This window comes from Flavobacterium panici (assembly GCF_903819335.1).
In the GTDB taxonomy this organism is placed as follows: Bacteria; Bacteroidota; Bacteroidia; order Flavobacteriales; family Flavobacteriaceae; genus Flavobacterium; species Flavobacterium panici.
In genome coordinates this window covers 318,798-335,730 of record NZ_CAIJDE010000044.1, presented here as the reverse complement: position 1 = coordinate 335,730, position 16,933 = coordinate 318,798, and the positions used below count along the sequence as shown (strand labels likewise).

Annotated in this window: 9 protein-coding genes; all 9 read left to right on the top strand. The window is 35.6% G+C overall.

The genetic code is table 11. From position 1 onward, the window contains the following. Positions 1-677: 677 nt before the first annotated feature. The gene (locus FLAPXU55_RS13960; protein WP_180858444.1) at positions 678-3,803 is read left to right on the top strand and encodes a SusC/RagA family TonB-linked outer membrane protein; all 3,126 of its coding nucleotides are present in this window, start codon (positions 678-680) and stop codon (positions 3,801-3,803) included. A gap of 18 nt (positions 3,804-3,821) precedes the next feature. Next, on the top strand, positions 3,822-5,294 hold the full coding sequence (locus FLAPXU55_RS13955) for a RagB/SusD family nutrient uptake outer membrane protein (RefSeq protein ID WP_180858442.1): 1,473 nt from the start codon (positions 3,822-3,824) through the stop codon (positions 5,292-5,294). 4 nt (positions 5,295-5,298) lie between these two features. Continuing rightward, positions 5,299-6,867 carry an arylsulfatase gene (locus FLAPXU55_RS13950; protein ID WP_180858440.1) on the top strand — a complete coding sequence of 523 codons (1,569 nt, stop codon included), beginning with the start codon at positions 5,299-5,301 and terminating at the stop codon, positions 6,865-6,867. Between the two features lie 233 nt (positions 6,868-7,100). Next, positions 7,101-8,996, top strand: coding sequence for an arylsulfatase (locus tag FLAPXU55_RS13945; RefSeq protein WP_180858438.1), 1,896 nt, complete (start codon positions 7,101-7,103; stop codon positions 8,994-8,996). A 60-nt stretch (positions 8,997-9,056) separates the two neighbouring features. Beyond that, positions 9,057-10,979: an arylsulfatase gene (locus tag FLAPXU55_RS13940; RefSeq protein ID WP_180858436.1), complete on the top strand. Its 1,923-nt coding sequence runs from the start codon at positions 9,057-9,059 to the stop codon at positions 10,977-10,979. 291 nt (positions 10,980-11,270) lie between these two features. Next, on the top strand, positions 11,271-12,338 hold the full coding sequence (locus FLAPXU55_RS13935; RefSeq protein WP_180858434.1) for a sterol desaturase family protein: 1,068 nt from the start codon (positions 11,271-11,273) through the stop codon (positions 12,336-12,338). A gap of 89 nt (positions 12,339-12,427) precedes the next feature. After that, positions 12,428-13,135: a thioredoxin domain-containing protein gene (locus FLAPXU55_RS13930; protein ID WP_180858432.1), complete on the top strand. Its 708-nt coding sequence runs from the start codon at positions 12,428-12,430 to the stop codon at positions 13,133-13,135. A gap of 382 nt (positions 13,136-13,517) precedes the next feature. Continuing rightward, a complete protein-coding gene (locus FLAPXU55_RS13925) occupies positions 13,518-15,131 on the top strand; it encodes a sulfatase-like hydrolase/transferase (RefSeq protein WP_180858430.1) in 1,614 nt (537 codons plus the stop codon). A gap of 115 nt (positions 15,132-15,246) precedes the next feature. Continuing rightward, positions 15,247-16,506, top strand: coding sequence for a YeiH family protein (locus tag FLAPXU55_RS13920; RefSeq protein WP_180858428.1), 1,260 nt, complete (start codon positions 15,247-15,249; stop codon positions 16,504-16,506). Positions 16,507-16,933 lie beyond the last annotated feature (427 nt).

Here is a 16,933-nt window from a genome sequence, read left to right as displayed (position 1 = left end):
GAATACAAGATTTTGATTTAAGTGAAAAACAGATTAAAATTATTATTGAAAAACTAAAAGTTTTCAATGAAAAAAAGAATTAAATAATAAAAATTTAATTTAAAATTTAATAAAAAAAATATTTTATGCTTTCCTAAAAAAAGTTTACTAAACTTTTGGTTTTTATTATATTAAAATTAACTTTGTCTATAGGATTAGTAGAGTTATAAAATAATATTCGAAACCAAAAAAGCTATATTTTGAAAACAACCGAAAGCATATCGTATTATATTCTTCCAAAAAATGATACTTATAACAATTGTTGTTATATGTGCTTCTGTTGTTAATTACCAACGCAATCCGTTCGTTATTAGATTAAATTCTAAATCTAAAAAACGAAATCTCAATTTCATCACCAGATTACTTTTATTGAAAATACAATCATCTAATTGATGCATAAACTGCAGCAAAAGGATTTTTGAATATACCTATATTTTAAAAGAAAACAATTAACCAACTAAAAAATAACTAAAATGAAAACAATGCAAACCTGCTGCTGTAAATAAAAAAAGCCATTTCTGCGGCAACAGAAATGGCGAGGCTTAAAGAACATTTATCACTAAATCAAGGAAACAATCAGAGTGCTGAAAATTCAGCTCTCAGGGCGCCTTGTTAATTACTTAAACCATTACAAAGAAATGAAAAAAAATATAAACCTCATTTTATGGGTTACAATTTTGTTAACATCCCTGCAATTTCAGGCACAAAATACAACACCGCTTATTCAATCTAAACTCGACGGAACGGTAGTCGATGATATTACAAATCAGCCAATTATAGGTGCATCAGTAACAATTAAAGGTACAACTCACGGTGTACAGACAGATGCTGAGGGAAAATTTTATTTTCAAACGGGTCAGAAATTTCCTTATACCTTAATCGTAAGTTACATAGGATATAAGAAACTAGAATTTATAGTAGAGAAAAATCCGGTTACGATTCATTTAAAAGAAGAAAGACAAGAACTGGACGAATTAGTTGTTGTGGGTTACGGAACTCAAAAGAGAAAAGACATTACGGGTTCTGTAGCTTCTGTTCCAAAAGCCAACTTATCCCAGGTAACTTCATCGGCAGATAACTTATTACGAGGCGCTGTTGCCGGTGTGGTAGTTACACAAAGTTCTGGTCGTCCTGGTGCCTCTTCAAGTGTACGTATACGTGGCGGAAACTCAATCACAGCGGGTAACGAGCCTTTATATGTAGTAGACGGAATTTTAATTTATAATGACAACAATAACAGTTCTGCCGGAATATCAAATGCCGGAGCAAGCTTAAATGTTTTGTCTACTATAAATCCTGCTGATATTGAATCTATTGAAGTTCTTAAAGATGCCTCTGCAACTGCAATTTACGGTTCTCGTGGTGCAAATGGAGTTGTGATTATTACAACTAAAAAAGGAACTAAAGGACAAGATAATATTTCATATCAAGGTTACTTTGGATTCCAAAATGTTTCTAAAAGACTTCATGTAATGAATGCCAGCCAATGGGCTAGTTTACGAAATGATGTTCAGGCAAGTATTGGTCAGGCTCCGTCTTTTTCTGCAGCGCAGATCGAAGCTTTTAAAACTTCTGGAAGTTACGACTGGCAGGATGCAGCATTTAGAACTGCGGCTCCGGTTCAAAATCATCAATTATCATTTTCAGGCGGAGACGAAAGATCAAGATATGCCGTTTCTGCAGGATACTTTGATCAGGAAGGTACTGTTTTGGGATCTGATTTTAGACGTATCTCTCTTCGTATCAATTACGAAAGAAACTATTCTCAAAACTTTAAATTTGGTATTAATGCCAATTATAGTAACTCACTTTCTAATGGTATAGCTAATAACGGAAGCGGCGGAAGAAATCCAAACCCTTTGGTTAGTGTTTTGTTAACTGCTCCTGTAGTGCCAATTAGAAATGAAAACGGAAGTTATAATGTAACTAACAATCCTTATGCAACTTCTGTTAACGGTTTTGTTCCAAACCCAATTAATGATTTGGAAAATACAATTAACGAAACTAAAATAAATAGAATTCTAACCAGCTTATTTGGTGAATATAAAATCACTAAAAAACTGACTGCTAAAGTTGCTGTAAGCGGTGACGTTATCAATACAAAACAAAACTATTATGCCCCTGCAAATACCTCAAATGGTGCAGGAACAAAAGGTTCAGCAGCTGTTGGAGACAGATTGGTAAGTTCTGTACTGAATGAAAATACTTTAAACTATAATACCAACTTCGGTGAAAATCATAAATTCTCAGCTTTAGGAGGTTATACACTTCAATACACACAAGGCGAAGTGGTTACAGCTGGAGCTAATACATTTGTAAATGATGCCAATACGTATAATGCACTTCAGGATGGTGTTGCGGTAAAACCTGGCAGTGATGCTTTTGAAAGTGTTTTAAAATCATGGCTGGCGAGAGTTAACTATTCTTATAAAGGAAAATACAACTTTACACTTTCTGCTCGTGCGGATGGATCTTCAAGATTTGGTTCTGAGTCACTTTGGGGTTATTTCCCTTCAGCAGGTTTCTCATGGAATATTACGGATGAAGAATTTGCAAACAACATTAAAGGTGTAACGGAGGCTAAACTTAGACTTACTGCCGGAACAACAGGAAACCAGGAAATTGGGAACTATTTAGCTTTGGCTCAAATGGGTTCTGTAAACTATTCTTTTGGCGGAACATTATACACTGGTCTTGCTCCTACCCGATTGGCAAATCCGGATTTGAAATGGGAAAAAACAACGCAATATAATGTTGGTTTAGATTTATCATTATTAGAAAGAAAAATCAATTTTGTTTTTGATGTGTATTACAAAAAAACAAACGATTTGTTAATCAGCGTTCCGGTGCCGTTAACTTCAGGATATGCAAGTGTACTTCAAAATATTGGAGGTGTTGAAAATAAAGGTATCGAGATTGGTTTAACAACTGAAAACCTTAAAACAGAAAATTTCTCTTGGAATTCAAATGTAGTTTTCTCTGCTAACAGAAATAAGGTTGTAGCTATAGGAAACGGAGTAAATCAGTTTTTCCCTGTAGTACCAAACGGTTCTTTATTACAACAGCAGCCGGTTACGGTAAAAGTGGGATTACCATTAGGAACTTTTTGGGGATACAGAACAAATGGAATTTTCCAGACTCAGGAAGAAGTTAATACACAGCCAAAAATCAACAGTTTAGCGAACACAAAAGTGGGGGACAGAAAATATGTTGACACAAACGGAGACGGTGTAATTACTGCTCTTGACAAAGGAAATTTAGGTTCATCTCAGCCAAAATTTGTTGGAAGTTTCAGTAACACGATTTCTTATAATGATTTTGATTTGAACTTTTCTTTCCAGGGTTCTTATGGCGCGAAAATCTTCAACGCTTTAAACCAGCAGTTAGAAATTTCTACTCTTGGAACAAATGCTAATGTTACGTTAGAAGATCGTTGGACACCAACAAATCCAAGTAACGAAATTCCGAGAGCAACAAGTTCACCGTTAGGAATTGTTTCTGAGCGTTATGTAGAAGATGCTTCTTTCTTGCGATTAAAATTAATCACGCTTGGTTATACATTACCTAAAAGTACCTCTAAAAAACTGGGAGCAAAAAGCGTAAAATTCTATGTTTCTGCAGAAAACCTTGTTACATGGACAAAATACACTGGTTATGATCCAGAGGTAAGTTCATACGAACAAAACAACTTATATCCGGGAATTGATTTTGGTTCTTATCCAAACTCAAAAACATTCATCTCGGGCTTGAACGTAACTTTCTAAGTAAAAAAATATATCAAAATGAAAAAGATTATAATAACATTCCTTTTAAGTGTCGGACTATTTGTATCGTGCACGGACCTGGAGGTAACACCAACCTCTTTTGTAACCGAAGATAAATACTTTATAACCCAAGATGACGCCGTTGCGAGTGTAACTGCAGTTTATGCTTCTTTAAGCCTTGATCCGGGAGAGCAGAGTTTATTCGGAAGAAACCTTTATTTCCTTACAGATATGGGTTCTGATTATGCTGCAGCCGGAGTTTCTGCAACAAACCCACAAGTTAGAGCGATGAGCAGTTTAACACATGATGCAACAAATGACCGTGTACAAGTCGCGTGGAGACAAATTTATGCAGGAATCAACAGAGCCAATATTTCTATTGATAATATCCCAAAAGTATCTGGTTCTGAAGTTGTAAAAACAAGATTAATCAATGAAGCTAAATTTATCCGCGGATTACTTTATTTTCAGGCTGTTCGTATTTGGGGCGGCGTTCCAATTGTTTTACACGAACCAACTTCTATTCAATTAGAAAGTTTAAAATCAAGAAGAGAATCTGTAGATAATGTGTATGCTCAAATTATTTCAGATCTAACCGCTGCCGAAAGTTTACCTGCAGCTTATTCTGCTCCAGATGCCGGACGTGCCACTTCTGGAGCTGCAAAAGCAATTTTGGCAAAAGTGTATTTGACAAGAAAAGATTATCCAAATGCTATTTTAAAAGCAAGAGAAGTTATTAACGGCGGATACGGTTATGCTTTGTTCGAAAACTTTCAGGACATTTTTACGAAAACAAAAAAGAATGGAAAAGAACATATTTTCTCTGTTCAGTTTGAGCCAAACCAAGCCGGAAACGGATCTAGCGGAAGCACATTTCAATCTACCTCATTTACTGGATTTACAGCTACAGAACCTGCAGATATTATTTCAGATGTAGCCTTGTTTTATGATATTTATCAACCTGGAGATACTCGTAGAGATGTAAGTTATGCTAAACAATTACTTAATCCAACAACCGGAACGCTGTATACTTTTCCTAAACCTATTTTCAAAAAATATTTGGATTTAACCAATTTAGCAACTCCAGGAAACGTAGCGATTAACTTCCCTTTAATTCGTTATGCAGACATTTTATTGTCTTTGGCGGAAGCCATAAATGAGCAAGGTGCACCAACTGCAGAAGCTTATGAATTGCTTAATCAGGTAAGAAGAAGAGCTTACGGAAAACCAATTGCAACACCAGATGCAACTGTAGATTTAGTTGGATTAAACCAAACCACTTTTAGAGCTGCCATTCAGGAAGAACGCAAAAAAGAATTTGTTCAGGAAGGACAACGCTGGTTTGATTTAGTTCGCTGGGGAACTTTAGTTACTGAAGTTAAAAAAGTTACGGCTAAAAACTCGGTTTCAGAACGTAATAATTTATATCCGATTCCGCAAAGCGAAAGAAATATTGATCCGGTAGGATTGCCACAAAATCCAGGTTATTAATAAAATGATAAAAAAACTGTTCATCCTTGCCCTATTGGTTGCTGCACAATCTCACCTATTTGCACAGAAAAAGCAACCTAACATCATCGTCATTTTGGCGGATGATTTAGGTTTCTCAGATATTGGTGCTTTTGGCTCAGAAATTAAAACGCCAAACCTGGATAAACTTGCTAAAAACGGGCTTATTCTAAACCAGTTTTATAATGCAGGCCGCTGCTGTCCTTCGCGGGCTTCATTGCTCACGGGTTTATATTCACATCAGGCAGGTATTGGCGATATGGTTCAGGATAAAGGATTTCCGGCTTATCAGGGATATTTAAACGAGCATTGTATCACTATTGGGCAAGCACTTAAACAGGCAGGTTACAGTACAATTGTTTCAGGAAAATGGCACGTTGGTTTAGTGCCATCAGCCTGGGCAGTTAATAGAGGATTTGATGATTCTTTTACATTACAAAACAACGGGAGCAGTTATTTTAACTCGGAGCCTTTATATAACGACGGAAGAAAAGTTACTTTTTTGAAAGGAGATAAAGAAATTATCCGCACAGATACTTCAACTTATCTGACTCAGGAAATTACCAATTTCGCCATTAGTTCTTTAGAAAAACAGCACAATCAGCAAAAACCTTTTTTTCTGTATGTTGCTTATAATGCTCCACATTGGCCCATTCAGGCATTGCCGGAAGATATTGCAAAATACAAAGGCAAATACCTAAAAGGATGGGATAAATTGAGAGCAACTCGTTTTAAAAAATTAAAAGAACTGGGAATCATTGATAAAAACTGGGACTTATCCAATCGTTTTGAAAAAGTGCAGGATTGGGAAAAACTAAGTGTCGAAGAAAAAGACAAATGGGATACCCGAATGGCAATTTACGCTGCCATGATCGACAGAATGGATGCCGGAATTGGAGAAATCCTGCAGAAAGTAAAGTCATTGGGTGAAGAAGATAATACGCTTGTTCTTTTTCTTTCGGATAATGGCGGAAGTGCTGATGATGTAAAAAACTGGAATTATGTTACACAAAAAAATGGAACACAAGGTTCAGCTGCATCGATTGATAGTTACGAAAGTCCGTGGGGAAATGTGAGCAACACGCCTTTTCAACTATTCAAAAAGAACACGCACGAAGGCGGAATTGCTTCTCCTTTTATTGCTTATTATCCAAAGTATATTAAGTCCGGAACAGTAAGTAACAGAGTAAGTCATGTGATTGATATTTTCCCGACTTGTCTGGAATATGCCCATTTTCAATATCCTGATGCTTTTCAAGGAAAAAGTCTCACACCTTTAGAAGGAATCAGCTTAAAAAAGGAATTTGAAGGACAACAATCTGATGCGCATGAAGCTTTGTTTTGGGAACATGAAGGTAGTAAAGCAGTAAGAAAAGGCCAGTGGAAAGCAGTAGCCGAAAACAATCAGCCTTGGGAATTATACAATCTTGCTACAGATCGAACAGAAACAAAAAACGTAGCAAAATTAGAACCGAAAATACTCCAAACCCTAATTGAGTTACATCAAAAATGGGCAGTAAAAGTAGGTGTCGAAGATTGGAATAAAATAAAATAACTCGCTGGGTATAATATTTAAACCCATAGAAGCATAGATTTTATAACTAAAAAAGAATGCAAAAAGAAACACATTTCTTTCACATAGTTAAACTCTGTGCATTTAAACTAAGTGAAACGCCTTTTTTTGAGAGGACAGAAGCTATGTTTCTATGTGTTAAACATTAACATCAACGAGTCAAAATAGCAGAGTTAAACAGTGATTACGAATTAAATAACTAAAAATTTAATCTAATGAAAAAGTTTAAAAATAACATTGCAATCAAAAGTCCGCAAAAAGGGCTTTTGATTACTGTATTGCTTCTTGCACAATTGAGTTTTGCGCAAACAAAACCAGAAGAATTTAAAGGAGTTATTGGCAAAACCTTAGCCGAATCCAAAGAATATTGGCCTGAACCGGTCACGCCTCCTAAAGGTTCCCCAAATGTCGTTTGGATTATTCTGGACGATGTAGGTTATGGCGCTTCAAGCGCTTTTGGAGGTCAAATCGAAACTCCGGTTTTAGAAAGTTTAGCCAACAACGGATTGCGATATACCAATTTTCATACAACGGCAATTTGCGCTCCTACCCGCTCTGCTTTATTAACCGGAAGTAATTCGCATAAAGTACACGTTGGAGGATTCTCACACACGATTATGTCGGCTGGATTTCCGGGTTGGGACGGAAGATTACCTTCTAAAAATGGAACCGTTGCTGAGATTTTACGTGACAAAGGATACAATACTTTTGGCGTAGGTAAATATGGGATAACGCCTGACGAAGAAGCAACAGATGCCGGACCGTTTGATCACTGGCCAACCGGAAAAGGATTTGAACATTTCTACGGCTTTTTAGGTTCTGCAACAGATCAGTATAAACCTGATTTAATTGAAGATCAAGCTCATATTACGCCTGACGGAAGACATCTTAGCGAACAAATTACCGATAAAGCAATTAGTTATATTCAGAAACAACAAAAAGCAGCGCCGGGAAAACCATTCTTTTTATACTATTCTCCCGCAGCCGTTCATGCACCTCATCAGGTAGCTCAAAAATGGAGCGATCCGTATAAAGGAAAATTTGATGATGGTTGGGATGCTTATCGCGAAAAAACACTAGCTAATCAAAAGAAACTTGGCGTTATTCCTGCTGATGCTGTTTTACCGGAACGCAATTCACTGATTGCAGACTGGAAAAAATTAACGCCGGATCAAAAGAAAGTATATTCAAAATTCATGGAAGTTTATGCCGGATATTTGACGTATACCGATTATGAAATTGGAAGATTGATTACTTATTTAAAAGAAAGCAATCAACTTGAAAATACTGTTGTTTTTGTTTTGATTGGCGATAATGGAGCCAGTAAAGAAGGAACACTTCAAGGAGCTGTAGACAGACAAACCTATGTAAATGGTGATACAGAAGAAAAAGTATTCCAAAATAACTTAAATAGAATTGGCGAAATTGGAACAGCTCAAACATACACCAATTATCCTTTGGGTTGGGCTCAGGCAACTAATACGCCTTTCAAATATTGGAAACAAGATGCCAATTCTGAAGGAGGAACACATAATCCCTTGATTGTTTATTATCCAAAGGCAATCAAAACTCCGGGAATCAGAACGCAATACAGTCACGTAATTGATATTTTACCAACAACTCTTGATATTTTGGGCGTAAAAGCACCGGAATCTATCAGAGAAGTTAAACAAGACACTATTCAGGGATATTCATTTTACAATTCCTTGAATGATGCAAAAGCCGTTTCCTTACATAAAATTCAACATTATTACATCTTTGGATCAAGAGCCATTTATAATGACGGTTGGAAAGCAGCCGCCGCACATCATCCCAATTCAATTGAAGTAAAAGAAGCTTTGAATAATAAAGTAAATCTTCCTCCAAGTGATTTTGACAAAGATGTTTGGGAACTATACAACATCAACGAAGATTTTAACGAAAGAAAAGATTTAGCTAAAAAATACCCTGAAAAAGTAGCCGAATTAAAAAAACTTTTCGATCAGCAAGCCAAGAAAAACAATTTATATCCTTTAATAGACTGGCAGGATGTTTACCTAAGAAAAATACACAAAACGCCGTCTACCGAAGGAAAATCTGCTCAGGAATTATTAACCAAAGCAAACAAGTAAAAAAATTTACTTAAAAATTCTACTAAATCCATAGATAAATAAATATTAAAAAAAGAAATAATGAAAAAATTTGAAATTAACTCAAAAATCAAAAGTTCCGGAAAAGGTTTTTTGATTACGGCATTGCTGGCTGTACAGTTTGGCTTTGCACAAGATACTCAAGAGTTCAAAGGAACAATTGGTAAAACATTAGCCGATTCAAAAGAATATTGGCCAGATCCTGTAAAAGCGCCAAAAGGTGCACCAAATATTGTCTGGATTTTATTAGATGATGTTGGATTTGGAGCTGCAAGTGCTTTTGGAGGTTTAATCCAAACTCCAACTTTTGAAAATCTGGCTAATAATGGTTTACGTTATACCAACTTTCATACAACCGCAATTTGTGCGCCAACGCGTGCTGCATTATTAACGGGAAGAAATTCTGGAAGAGTGCACGAAAGCGGATTTTCACACACTATTTTATCGGCTGGTTTTCCTGGCTGGGACGGAAGAATTCCTTCTGATAAAGGAACAATTGCAGAGATTTTACGTGAAAACGGATACAACACTTTTGCAGTTGGTAAATATGGGGTAACTCCAGATGAAGATGCTACAGATGCAGGACCATTTGACAGATGGCCAACCGGAAAAGGTTTCGATCATTTCTACGGATTCCTTGGTTCTCAAACAGATCAATACAATCCTGATTTAGTGGAAGATCAGGCGCATGTGAAACCAGACGGACGTCACTTAAATGAATTAATTACAGATAAAGCAATCAGCTACATTCAAAAACAACAAAAAGCGGCACCTGGAAAACCATTCTTTTTATACTATGCGCCGGGAGCTGTTCACGCACCTCATCAGGTTGCTGAAAAATGGATAGAGCCTTACAAAGGAAAATTTGACGAAGGTTATGATGTGTATCGTGAAAAAGTATTAGCAAACCAAAAGAAATTAGGCGTTGTTCCTGCTAATGCGGTATTACCAGAGCGTAATGCACTTATTACAGATTGGAAAAAATTAACTCCGGATGAAAAGAAAGTATACGCAAGGTTCATGGAAGCTTACGCCGGATTCCTGACTTATACTGATGCTGAAGTTGGAAGAGTGGTAAATTATCTAAAAGAAAGCGGCCAGCTTGACAACACTTTGATTTTTGTTGCTATTGGCGATAACGGAGCAAGTAAAGAAGGAACTTTACAAGGAACAATCAACCAAAGTTTATTCTCTCAAGGAAAAACAGAAGCAGAAAATCTTCAAAGTAATTTAAACAATATTGGAGAAATTGGAACTGCAAAAGGTTTAAATACAAACTATCCTTTAGGATGGGCGCAGGCAACAAATGTTCCTTTTAAAAACTGGAAACAAGATGCACATTCTGAAGGTGGAACGCGTAACCCGTTAATTGTTTTTTACCCAAATGGAATTAAAGAGAAAGGCGGAATCAGAAATCAATACAGCCACGTAACAGATTTATTGCCAACAACTTTAGAAATTGCCGGAATCAAAGCGCCGGAATATATCAAAGGAATTAAACAAGATATTATTCAGGGATCTTCTTTCCAGGCTTCTTTAGACAATCCAAAAGCTGAGTCATTGCACAAAGTTCAGTACTACTATATCTTTGGAAACAGAGCTATTTATAAAGACGGATGGAAAGCAGCTGCGGCACATTTACCAGATTCATTTGCTGTAAAACAATCTTTAGGTAAAAACGAAAAACCTGTTGCAAGCAATTTTGATACTGATGTTTGGGAGTTATATAACTTAAATGAAGATTTTAACGAACGTAACAATCTGGCTAAAAAATATCCTGAAAAGTTAGCTGAACTTCAAAAATTATTTGATGAGCAGGCAAAAGAAAACAATGTTTACCCATTGATTGACTGGCAGGATGTTTACAACAGAAGAATCCACAATACAGGAGCAGATAAAGGTAAAACTTTGCAAGATTTAGTGAAGCAAGTAACTAAACCTGCAGATACTGAAACTGCAAAATAATCATTTTCACAACCTGCAAGGTTTTCAAAACCTTGTAGGTTTATCAATAAAAACAGAAGATTCTAACAAATTAGTGAAAAAATAAAAAATAAAACTCGACTATATCCATAGAATTAGAAGTTAAATTATTTATTTTTACATTAACATATTAAAATTCAAAAAGATATGAAACGAGTAGATTATGAAATCATAGGAAAAAAAATTGTCGTTGGGGCAATTGTATTTTTAGTTCCGCTGGTAATTTTAGCTGGAGGATTAGCATTAATTAATCAATTTTTAAAATAAGAAATCATGGCAATAGTTCAAAAAGAAAAACTAACAAGAGATTTAAGTATCAGTTTATTAATTTACAGCTTGCCAGTAGCGGCAATTTTCCTGTATTTTAAATTAACAGGCGGAGCGGTAAGCGAATCGCATATTGCACTTCCTTCATTTTTAGAATTCGCAAAACCAGCATTTGAAAACATCCGCACGTGGGGATTAACCGTTTTCATGGTAGTTTTGGGAATTATAGAATTTGCGGCAGGTTTATATGATGACGAATGGACAGGCGAAGAACGTAAAGTAGATATCGTTTGTTTCTTAGCTCCAAAATTACTTTTACCTCCAGTAATTGCATTTTTCAGCTTAACAGCTTTACCTTATTTATTACCAAATTTAGCTAACACACTTTCATGGGTTCCGTTTTGGGGAGGATTTTTCCTAATCGCAATTGCCGATGATTTAACACAATACTGGTACCACAGATTACACCATCAAGTACCATTTTTATGGCGTTTTCACAGAACACACCACTCTGCTCCATATATGGGAATGGCGATGGCTTCAAGACAAAACTTTATTTACACGGTTTTCTTTTCTCAAATTTATTTGACTGCAACTTTAACTTATTTAGGTTTAGGATTACCGGCTTTATTTGTTTTGGTAATTAAAAGTTTCATCACTTTAGGCGCGCATTCAAGCATTGCATGGGACAAACCATTTTACAAATACAGAGTTTTACATCCAATTGCATGGGTTTTAGAAAGATTAATTTCTACTCCGGCAACACACCACGCACATCACGCAGATACAAGCGGCGACGGTGTTGGACATTTTAAAGGAAACTTTGGAAACATGTTTTTCATTTGGGACATGATTTTCGGAACTGGATTAATCACTCGTAAATTCCCGGAATCTTACGGAACAAAATCATACAAACAAGAAGAATGGTACGCACAATTTTTATGGCCAATATTCAAATCTAAAAAAGAAGGAAGTTCTCTTGCCGAAGGCGTATTGGCATTTCCATTAAAAGCAAAACCTGTAGAAAAAGCAGCAGAAACTGTTGAACAAACTCCGGTTTTAGAGCAAGCTTAATTTTAAAAAGCAATAAAAAATATAAAGTACGGCAGTGTATTCAAATTAACCTTGAATACGCTGCCAGCTTTTATCAAAACCTTTCCATCATGAAAAATAAAATAAATATTACCACACTAATTCTGCTGTTTACAATAGTAGGTTTTTCGCAAAATAAAAGCACAACTACAGTTTCATTAGATGTTTATTACAGCAAAATTCAGGCTGAAAAAAAACCACAGATAATTGATGCCCGCGGTGCAGAAGAATTTGCTTTAAACCATATTAACGGCGCAGTAAACTTCAATTTAGAGTCAAAAGATTATGCTGAACAAGTTGCAAAATTAGACAAATCAAGACCTGTTTTTACGTACTCAATTGGAGCCGGAAGAAGCGTTTGGTTAGCAGACGATTTATTAAAAAAAGGTTTCAAAGAAGCCTACAGTTTAGAAGGCGGAATTGCCAACTGGATTGGAAACGGAAAACCTTTTTATGCCAATTCTAAAAGCAAACTGACTTTAGCAGAATACAACAAAATCGTTGCTGATAATAAAACCGTTTTGGTAGACATTGGTTCTAAATATTGCGGTGCGTGTATAAAAGTAAAACCAGTTCTGGAAACCATTAGAGCGCAATACGGAGAAAATTTAAAAATCGTAGAAATCGAGTTAGAAACCAGCCCGCAAGTAATCGCCGATTTAAAAACGGTAAAGGTCTTCCCTACTTTGATCTTATATCAAAATGGTAAAATCGTTTTCAAAAAAGACGGTTTAGGCGATTTGAAAAATGATGTTGATGTGGCTTTAGCTTCGAAATAAATTCAAATCATCATTCTTAAAATACATGAAAACTTTGTCAAAGTTTCAAACTTTGACAAAGTTCGCTACAATCGTGTCAGGCTGAGCGAAGTCGAATGTCAGGCTGAGCGAAGTCGAAGCCCGCGCTAGAAACTCTACAAAGATTGAATTTTCGTACAACGGACTTCACATAGCTTGTCATTTCGAGGAACGAGAAATCGCACTAGTGATTCCGTAACGAAACCCACACAGTTTGTCATTTCGACGAAGGAGAAATCTCCACGAGTAACTCCGCAACGAAAATCCAATCTCTGTAGAGTTTCTTGCGAAGATTTCTCCTTCGTCGAAATGACAAAGATTATGAAATATACCCTAATTCAAAAACAAAATATAACCAACCATAATGGCAAACTATAAAAAAATAACAAAAATTATTCTACCCATTTTAATAGTACTCCTTATCCTCGCAGCATTCTTATTATGGCCCATAAATACAGACGGAACATTAATTAAAGCAGATGAAAAACTAGCCGAAGGAAAAACAGCATTTCTGTCTCAAAAAGATACAAATTCAGAAAAAAAGCCAAACATTATAATTCTCGTTGCCGATGATTTAGGCAAATATGATATTTCTCTTTACGGAGGAAAATCAACGCCAACACCACAAATTGATTCGCTTGCAGCTTCTGGAGTAACTTTTACCGATGGATATGTTTCAGCATCGATTTGTTCGCCTTCGCGTGCGGGATTATTAACCGGACGTTATCAGGAACGTTTCGGGCATGAATATCAGCCGGGAGATCGTTATCCAAAAAACAATTTAGAATATTATGCATTCAAATATTTAATCAACACGAACAGCTGGCGATTAAATGATAAAATAAATTACCCAAACGAAGCTTCAATCGCAACGCAGGGATTACCAAAATCTGAAATTACGTTTGCTGATTTAGCTAAAAAACAAGGTTATAATACTGCAATAATAGGAAAATGGCATTTGGGTCATAACAAAGGATTTTTTCCTTTAGACAGAGGTTTCGATTATCATTACGGATTTTATCAGGCTTTCTCTCTTTACACGCCGGAAGATGATAATCCGGATATCATCAACCACCATCATAAAGATTTTACTGATAAAATGATTTGGGGGAATGGCCGCGTTGGAATTGGACAAATTCGCCGCGATACCACTATCATAAAAGATAAAAAATATCTAACCGAAACTTTTGCAGATGAAGCAGAAACTTTTATCGACAAAAATAAAAACAAACCATTTTTATTGTATGTTCCGTTTAATGCTCCGCATACGCCATTTCAGGTTCGCAAAAAATATTACGATCGTTTCCCGAATGTAAAAGACGAAAACAAACGTGTCTATTTTGCAATGATCAGCGCACTTGACGATGCCGTTGGAAGAATTAGGGAAAAAGTTAAAAAAGAAGGTTTAGAAGAAAACACTTTAATCTTTTTTATCAGCGACAACGGTGGTGCCGATTATACTTTTGCAACAACAAATGCGCCATTAAAAGGCGGGAAATTTTCTCATTTTGAAGGCGGTATAAATGTTCCGTTTGTACTTTCGTGGAAGGGAAAAATCAAACCGCATACTGTTTATAAAACTCCGGTAAGTTCATTGGATATTTTTAGCACAATTGCAGCCGTTACTCATTCTGGTTTACCAAAAGACCGAGTTTATGACGGAATTGATTTAGTTGATGTTGTCAATAACAATAAAGAAGCACACAAAGATTTATACTGGCGTTCAGGCGATGCAAAAGCCATCAGAAGCGGTGACTGGAAATTAATCATCAGCGGAAAAACGCATGAAAAATGGTTGTATGATTTATCAAAAGACAAATCTGAAACTACAGATCTGGCGACAAAAAATCCTGAAAAAGTAAAAGAATTACAAACTGCTTTACAAATCTGGGAAAAAGGTTTAATCAAACCACTTTGGCCTAATTTGACTTATTATGAATTCGACTTTGGTAAACAAAAATACTTTGTTGATTTATAACAATTACAACAGTCCTGCAAGGTTTCCAAAACCTTGTAGGTCTTTCATTTTAAATACTATATCACTAACTAATACCTACAAGGTTTTGAAAACCTTGCAGGAAATCAAAAAATAAATGTCAACTCAACCTAAACAATTTAACATACACGAAGACTGGACAGTCGTAATTTTAGGATTTATAATCATCGGGATTTCCCTTTTTATATTTCTTCCCGAAGTTCCTGTTTTCGGCTGGTCAAATACTACAGATTTATTTACGAAAGTATTTGATTTAGCAAACCTTAAAATCCTTTTAATTCAGTTTTTATATCTCATTTCAATTGGCACAATCGGAGCATTTTTAATTGGAAGATCCGTAAAATATTTTCTATTTACTTTTCCGATAGTTTATCTTTTAACCTTGATTGCACTTATTCTTGCGGGAAATTCAGCCATAAAATCTATCAATTTAGAAGCCGTAATTTTCAGTTTGATAATTGGTTTAGCAATTGGGAATTTCTTCAAACTTCCGGAATGGTTTCGTTCATCGCTTTCTACAGAAGTCTTTGTAAAAATCGGATTGGTATTATTGGGAACCGGAGTAATTTTTTCAGATATATTAAAGGCAGGTTCATTAGGCTTAATTCAGGCATTGGTTGTTGTGATATCCGTCTGGTATTTTGCCTTTTGGCTTTGCCGAAAATTAAAAGTCGACGACGAATTAACGATGATGATTTCGAGTGCCGTTTCTATCTGTGGTGTTTCTGCAGCCATTGCAACTTCGGGTGCCATAAAAGGCGATTCAAAGAAATTATCGTATGTCATTTCGATTGTTTTGGTAACTGCAATTCCCATGATGATTTTCATGCCGATTATTGCCAAATATTTCAATTTCCCTGAAGAAGTAACCGGAGCCTGGCTTGGCGGAAGTATTGACACATCTGGAGCCGTTGTAGCATCTGGAACTTTAGTTGGCGAAACGGCTTTAAAAATCAGCACAATTGTAAAATTCTCTCAAAACGTTTTGTTAGGATTAGCTGCTTTTGCCATTTCCGTTTATTGGACGTATTCGCATAATACTACTTCAGAAGCTGCAGAATCAAAACCAACTTTAAAAGTGATTTGGGAACGTTTTCCAAAATTCGTAATTGGTTTTATCGGTGCTTCTTTAATCTTTTCCTTTTTAATTTCTCCCGAAACCAGAGACGGCGTAAAAGACAGTTTAAAAAACCTGCAGGGAATTTGGTTTGCATTAGCTTTTACAAGCATAGGTTTAGAAACTAATTTTAAAGATTTACTGAGTAATAACAGCCGTAAGCCATTGTATGCTTTTTTAATTGCACAATTATTCAATGTGATTGTTACGTTGATTATTGCGTTTTTGCTTTTTAGTTAAATTTTTTTCGCCACGAATTGCACGAATTATCACGAATTAAATTTGTGGAAATTTGTGTAATTCGTGGCAAACCCATTTAGTATGTCATTGCGAGGAACGAAGCAATCTCATTTGCTAAATCAAACTTTGTGTCTTATTGTTAGTGTGGTTGCTTCGTTCCTCGCAATGACTAAGCTATTTTTTTATTTTCACACAAAAAATCAATCAATTAAAAATCAATCAATTACCTTTTTAAAACATACCTGCACCCCATTATATCACATCTTTTTTTCAAAAAAAGCAAAGATTAATTTGGATATTACAATATTAAATATAACTTTGTCTATAGAATTAGTAGAATTTAAAATTAAAAACTTACATTTTGAAAACAACAGTCAATAATACGTATCCCATTCTTCGTAAAAAAAACACTTATAACACCTCTTGT

Coding starts and splice junctions, on each gene's coding strand:
- FLAPXU55_RS13940 (WP_180858436.1), top strand. CDS start 9,057: ATGAAAAAATTTGAAATTAACTCAAAAATCAAAAGTTCCGGAAAAGGT.
- FLAPXU55_RS13935 (WP_180858434.1), top strand. CDS start 11,271: ATGGCAATAGTTCAAAAAGAAAAACTAACAAGAGATTTAAGTATCAGT.
- FLAPXU55_RS13950 (WP_180858440.1), top strand. CDS start 5,299: ATGATAAAAAAACTGTTCATCCTTGCCCTATTGGTTGCTGCACAATCT.
- FLAPXU55_RS13955 (WP_180858442.1), top strand. CDS start 3,822: ATGAAAAAGATTATAATAACATTCCTTTTAAGTGTCGGACTATTTGTA.
- FLAPXU55_RS13960 (WP_180858444.1), top strand. CDS start 678: ATGAAAAAAAATATAAACCTCATTTTATGGGTTACAATTTTGTTAACA.
- FLAPXU55_RS13925 (WP_180858430.1), top strand. CDS start 13,518: ATGGCAAACTATAAAAAAATAACAAAAATTATTCTACCCATTTTAATA.
- FLAPXU55_RS13945 (WP_180858438.1), top strand. CDS start 7,101: ATGAAAAAGTTTAAAAATAACATTGCAATCAAAAGTCCGCAAAAAGGG.
- FLAPXU55_RS13930 (WP_180858432.1), top strand. CDS start 12,428: ATGAAAAATAAAATAAATATTACCACACTAATTCTGCTGTTTACAATA.
- FLAPXU55_RS13920 (WP_180858428.1), top strand. CDS start 15,247: ATGTCAACTCAACCTAAACAATTTAACATACACGAAGACTGGACAGTC.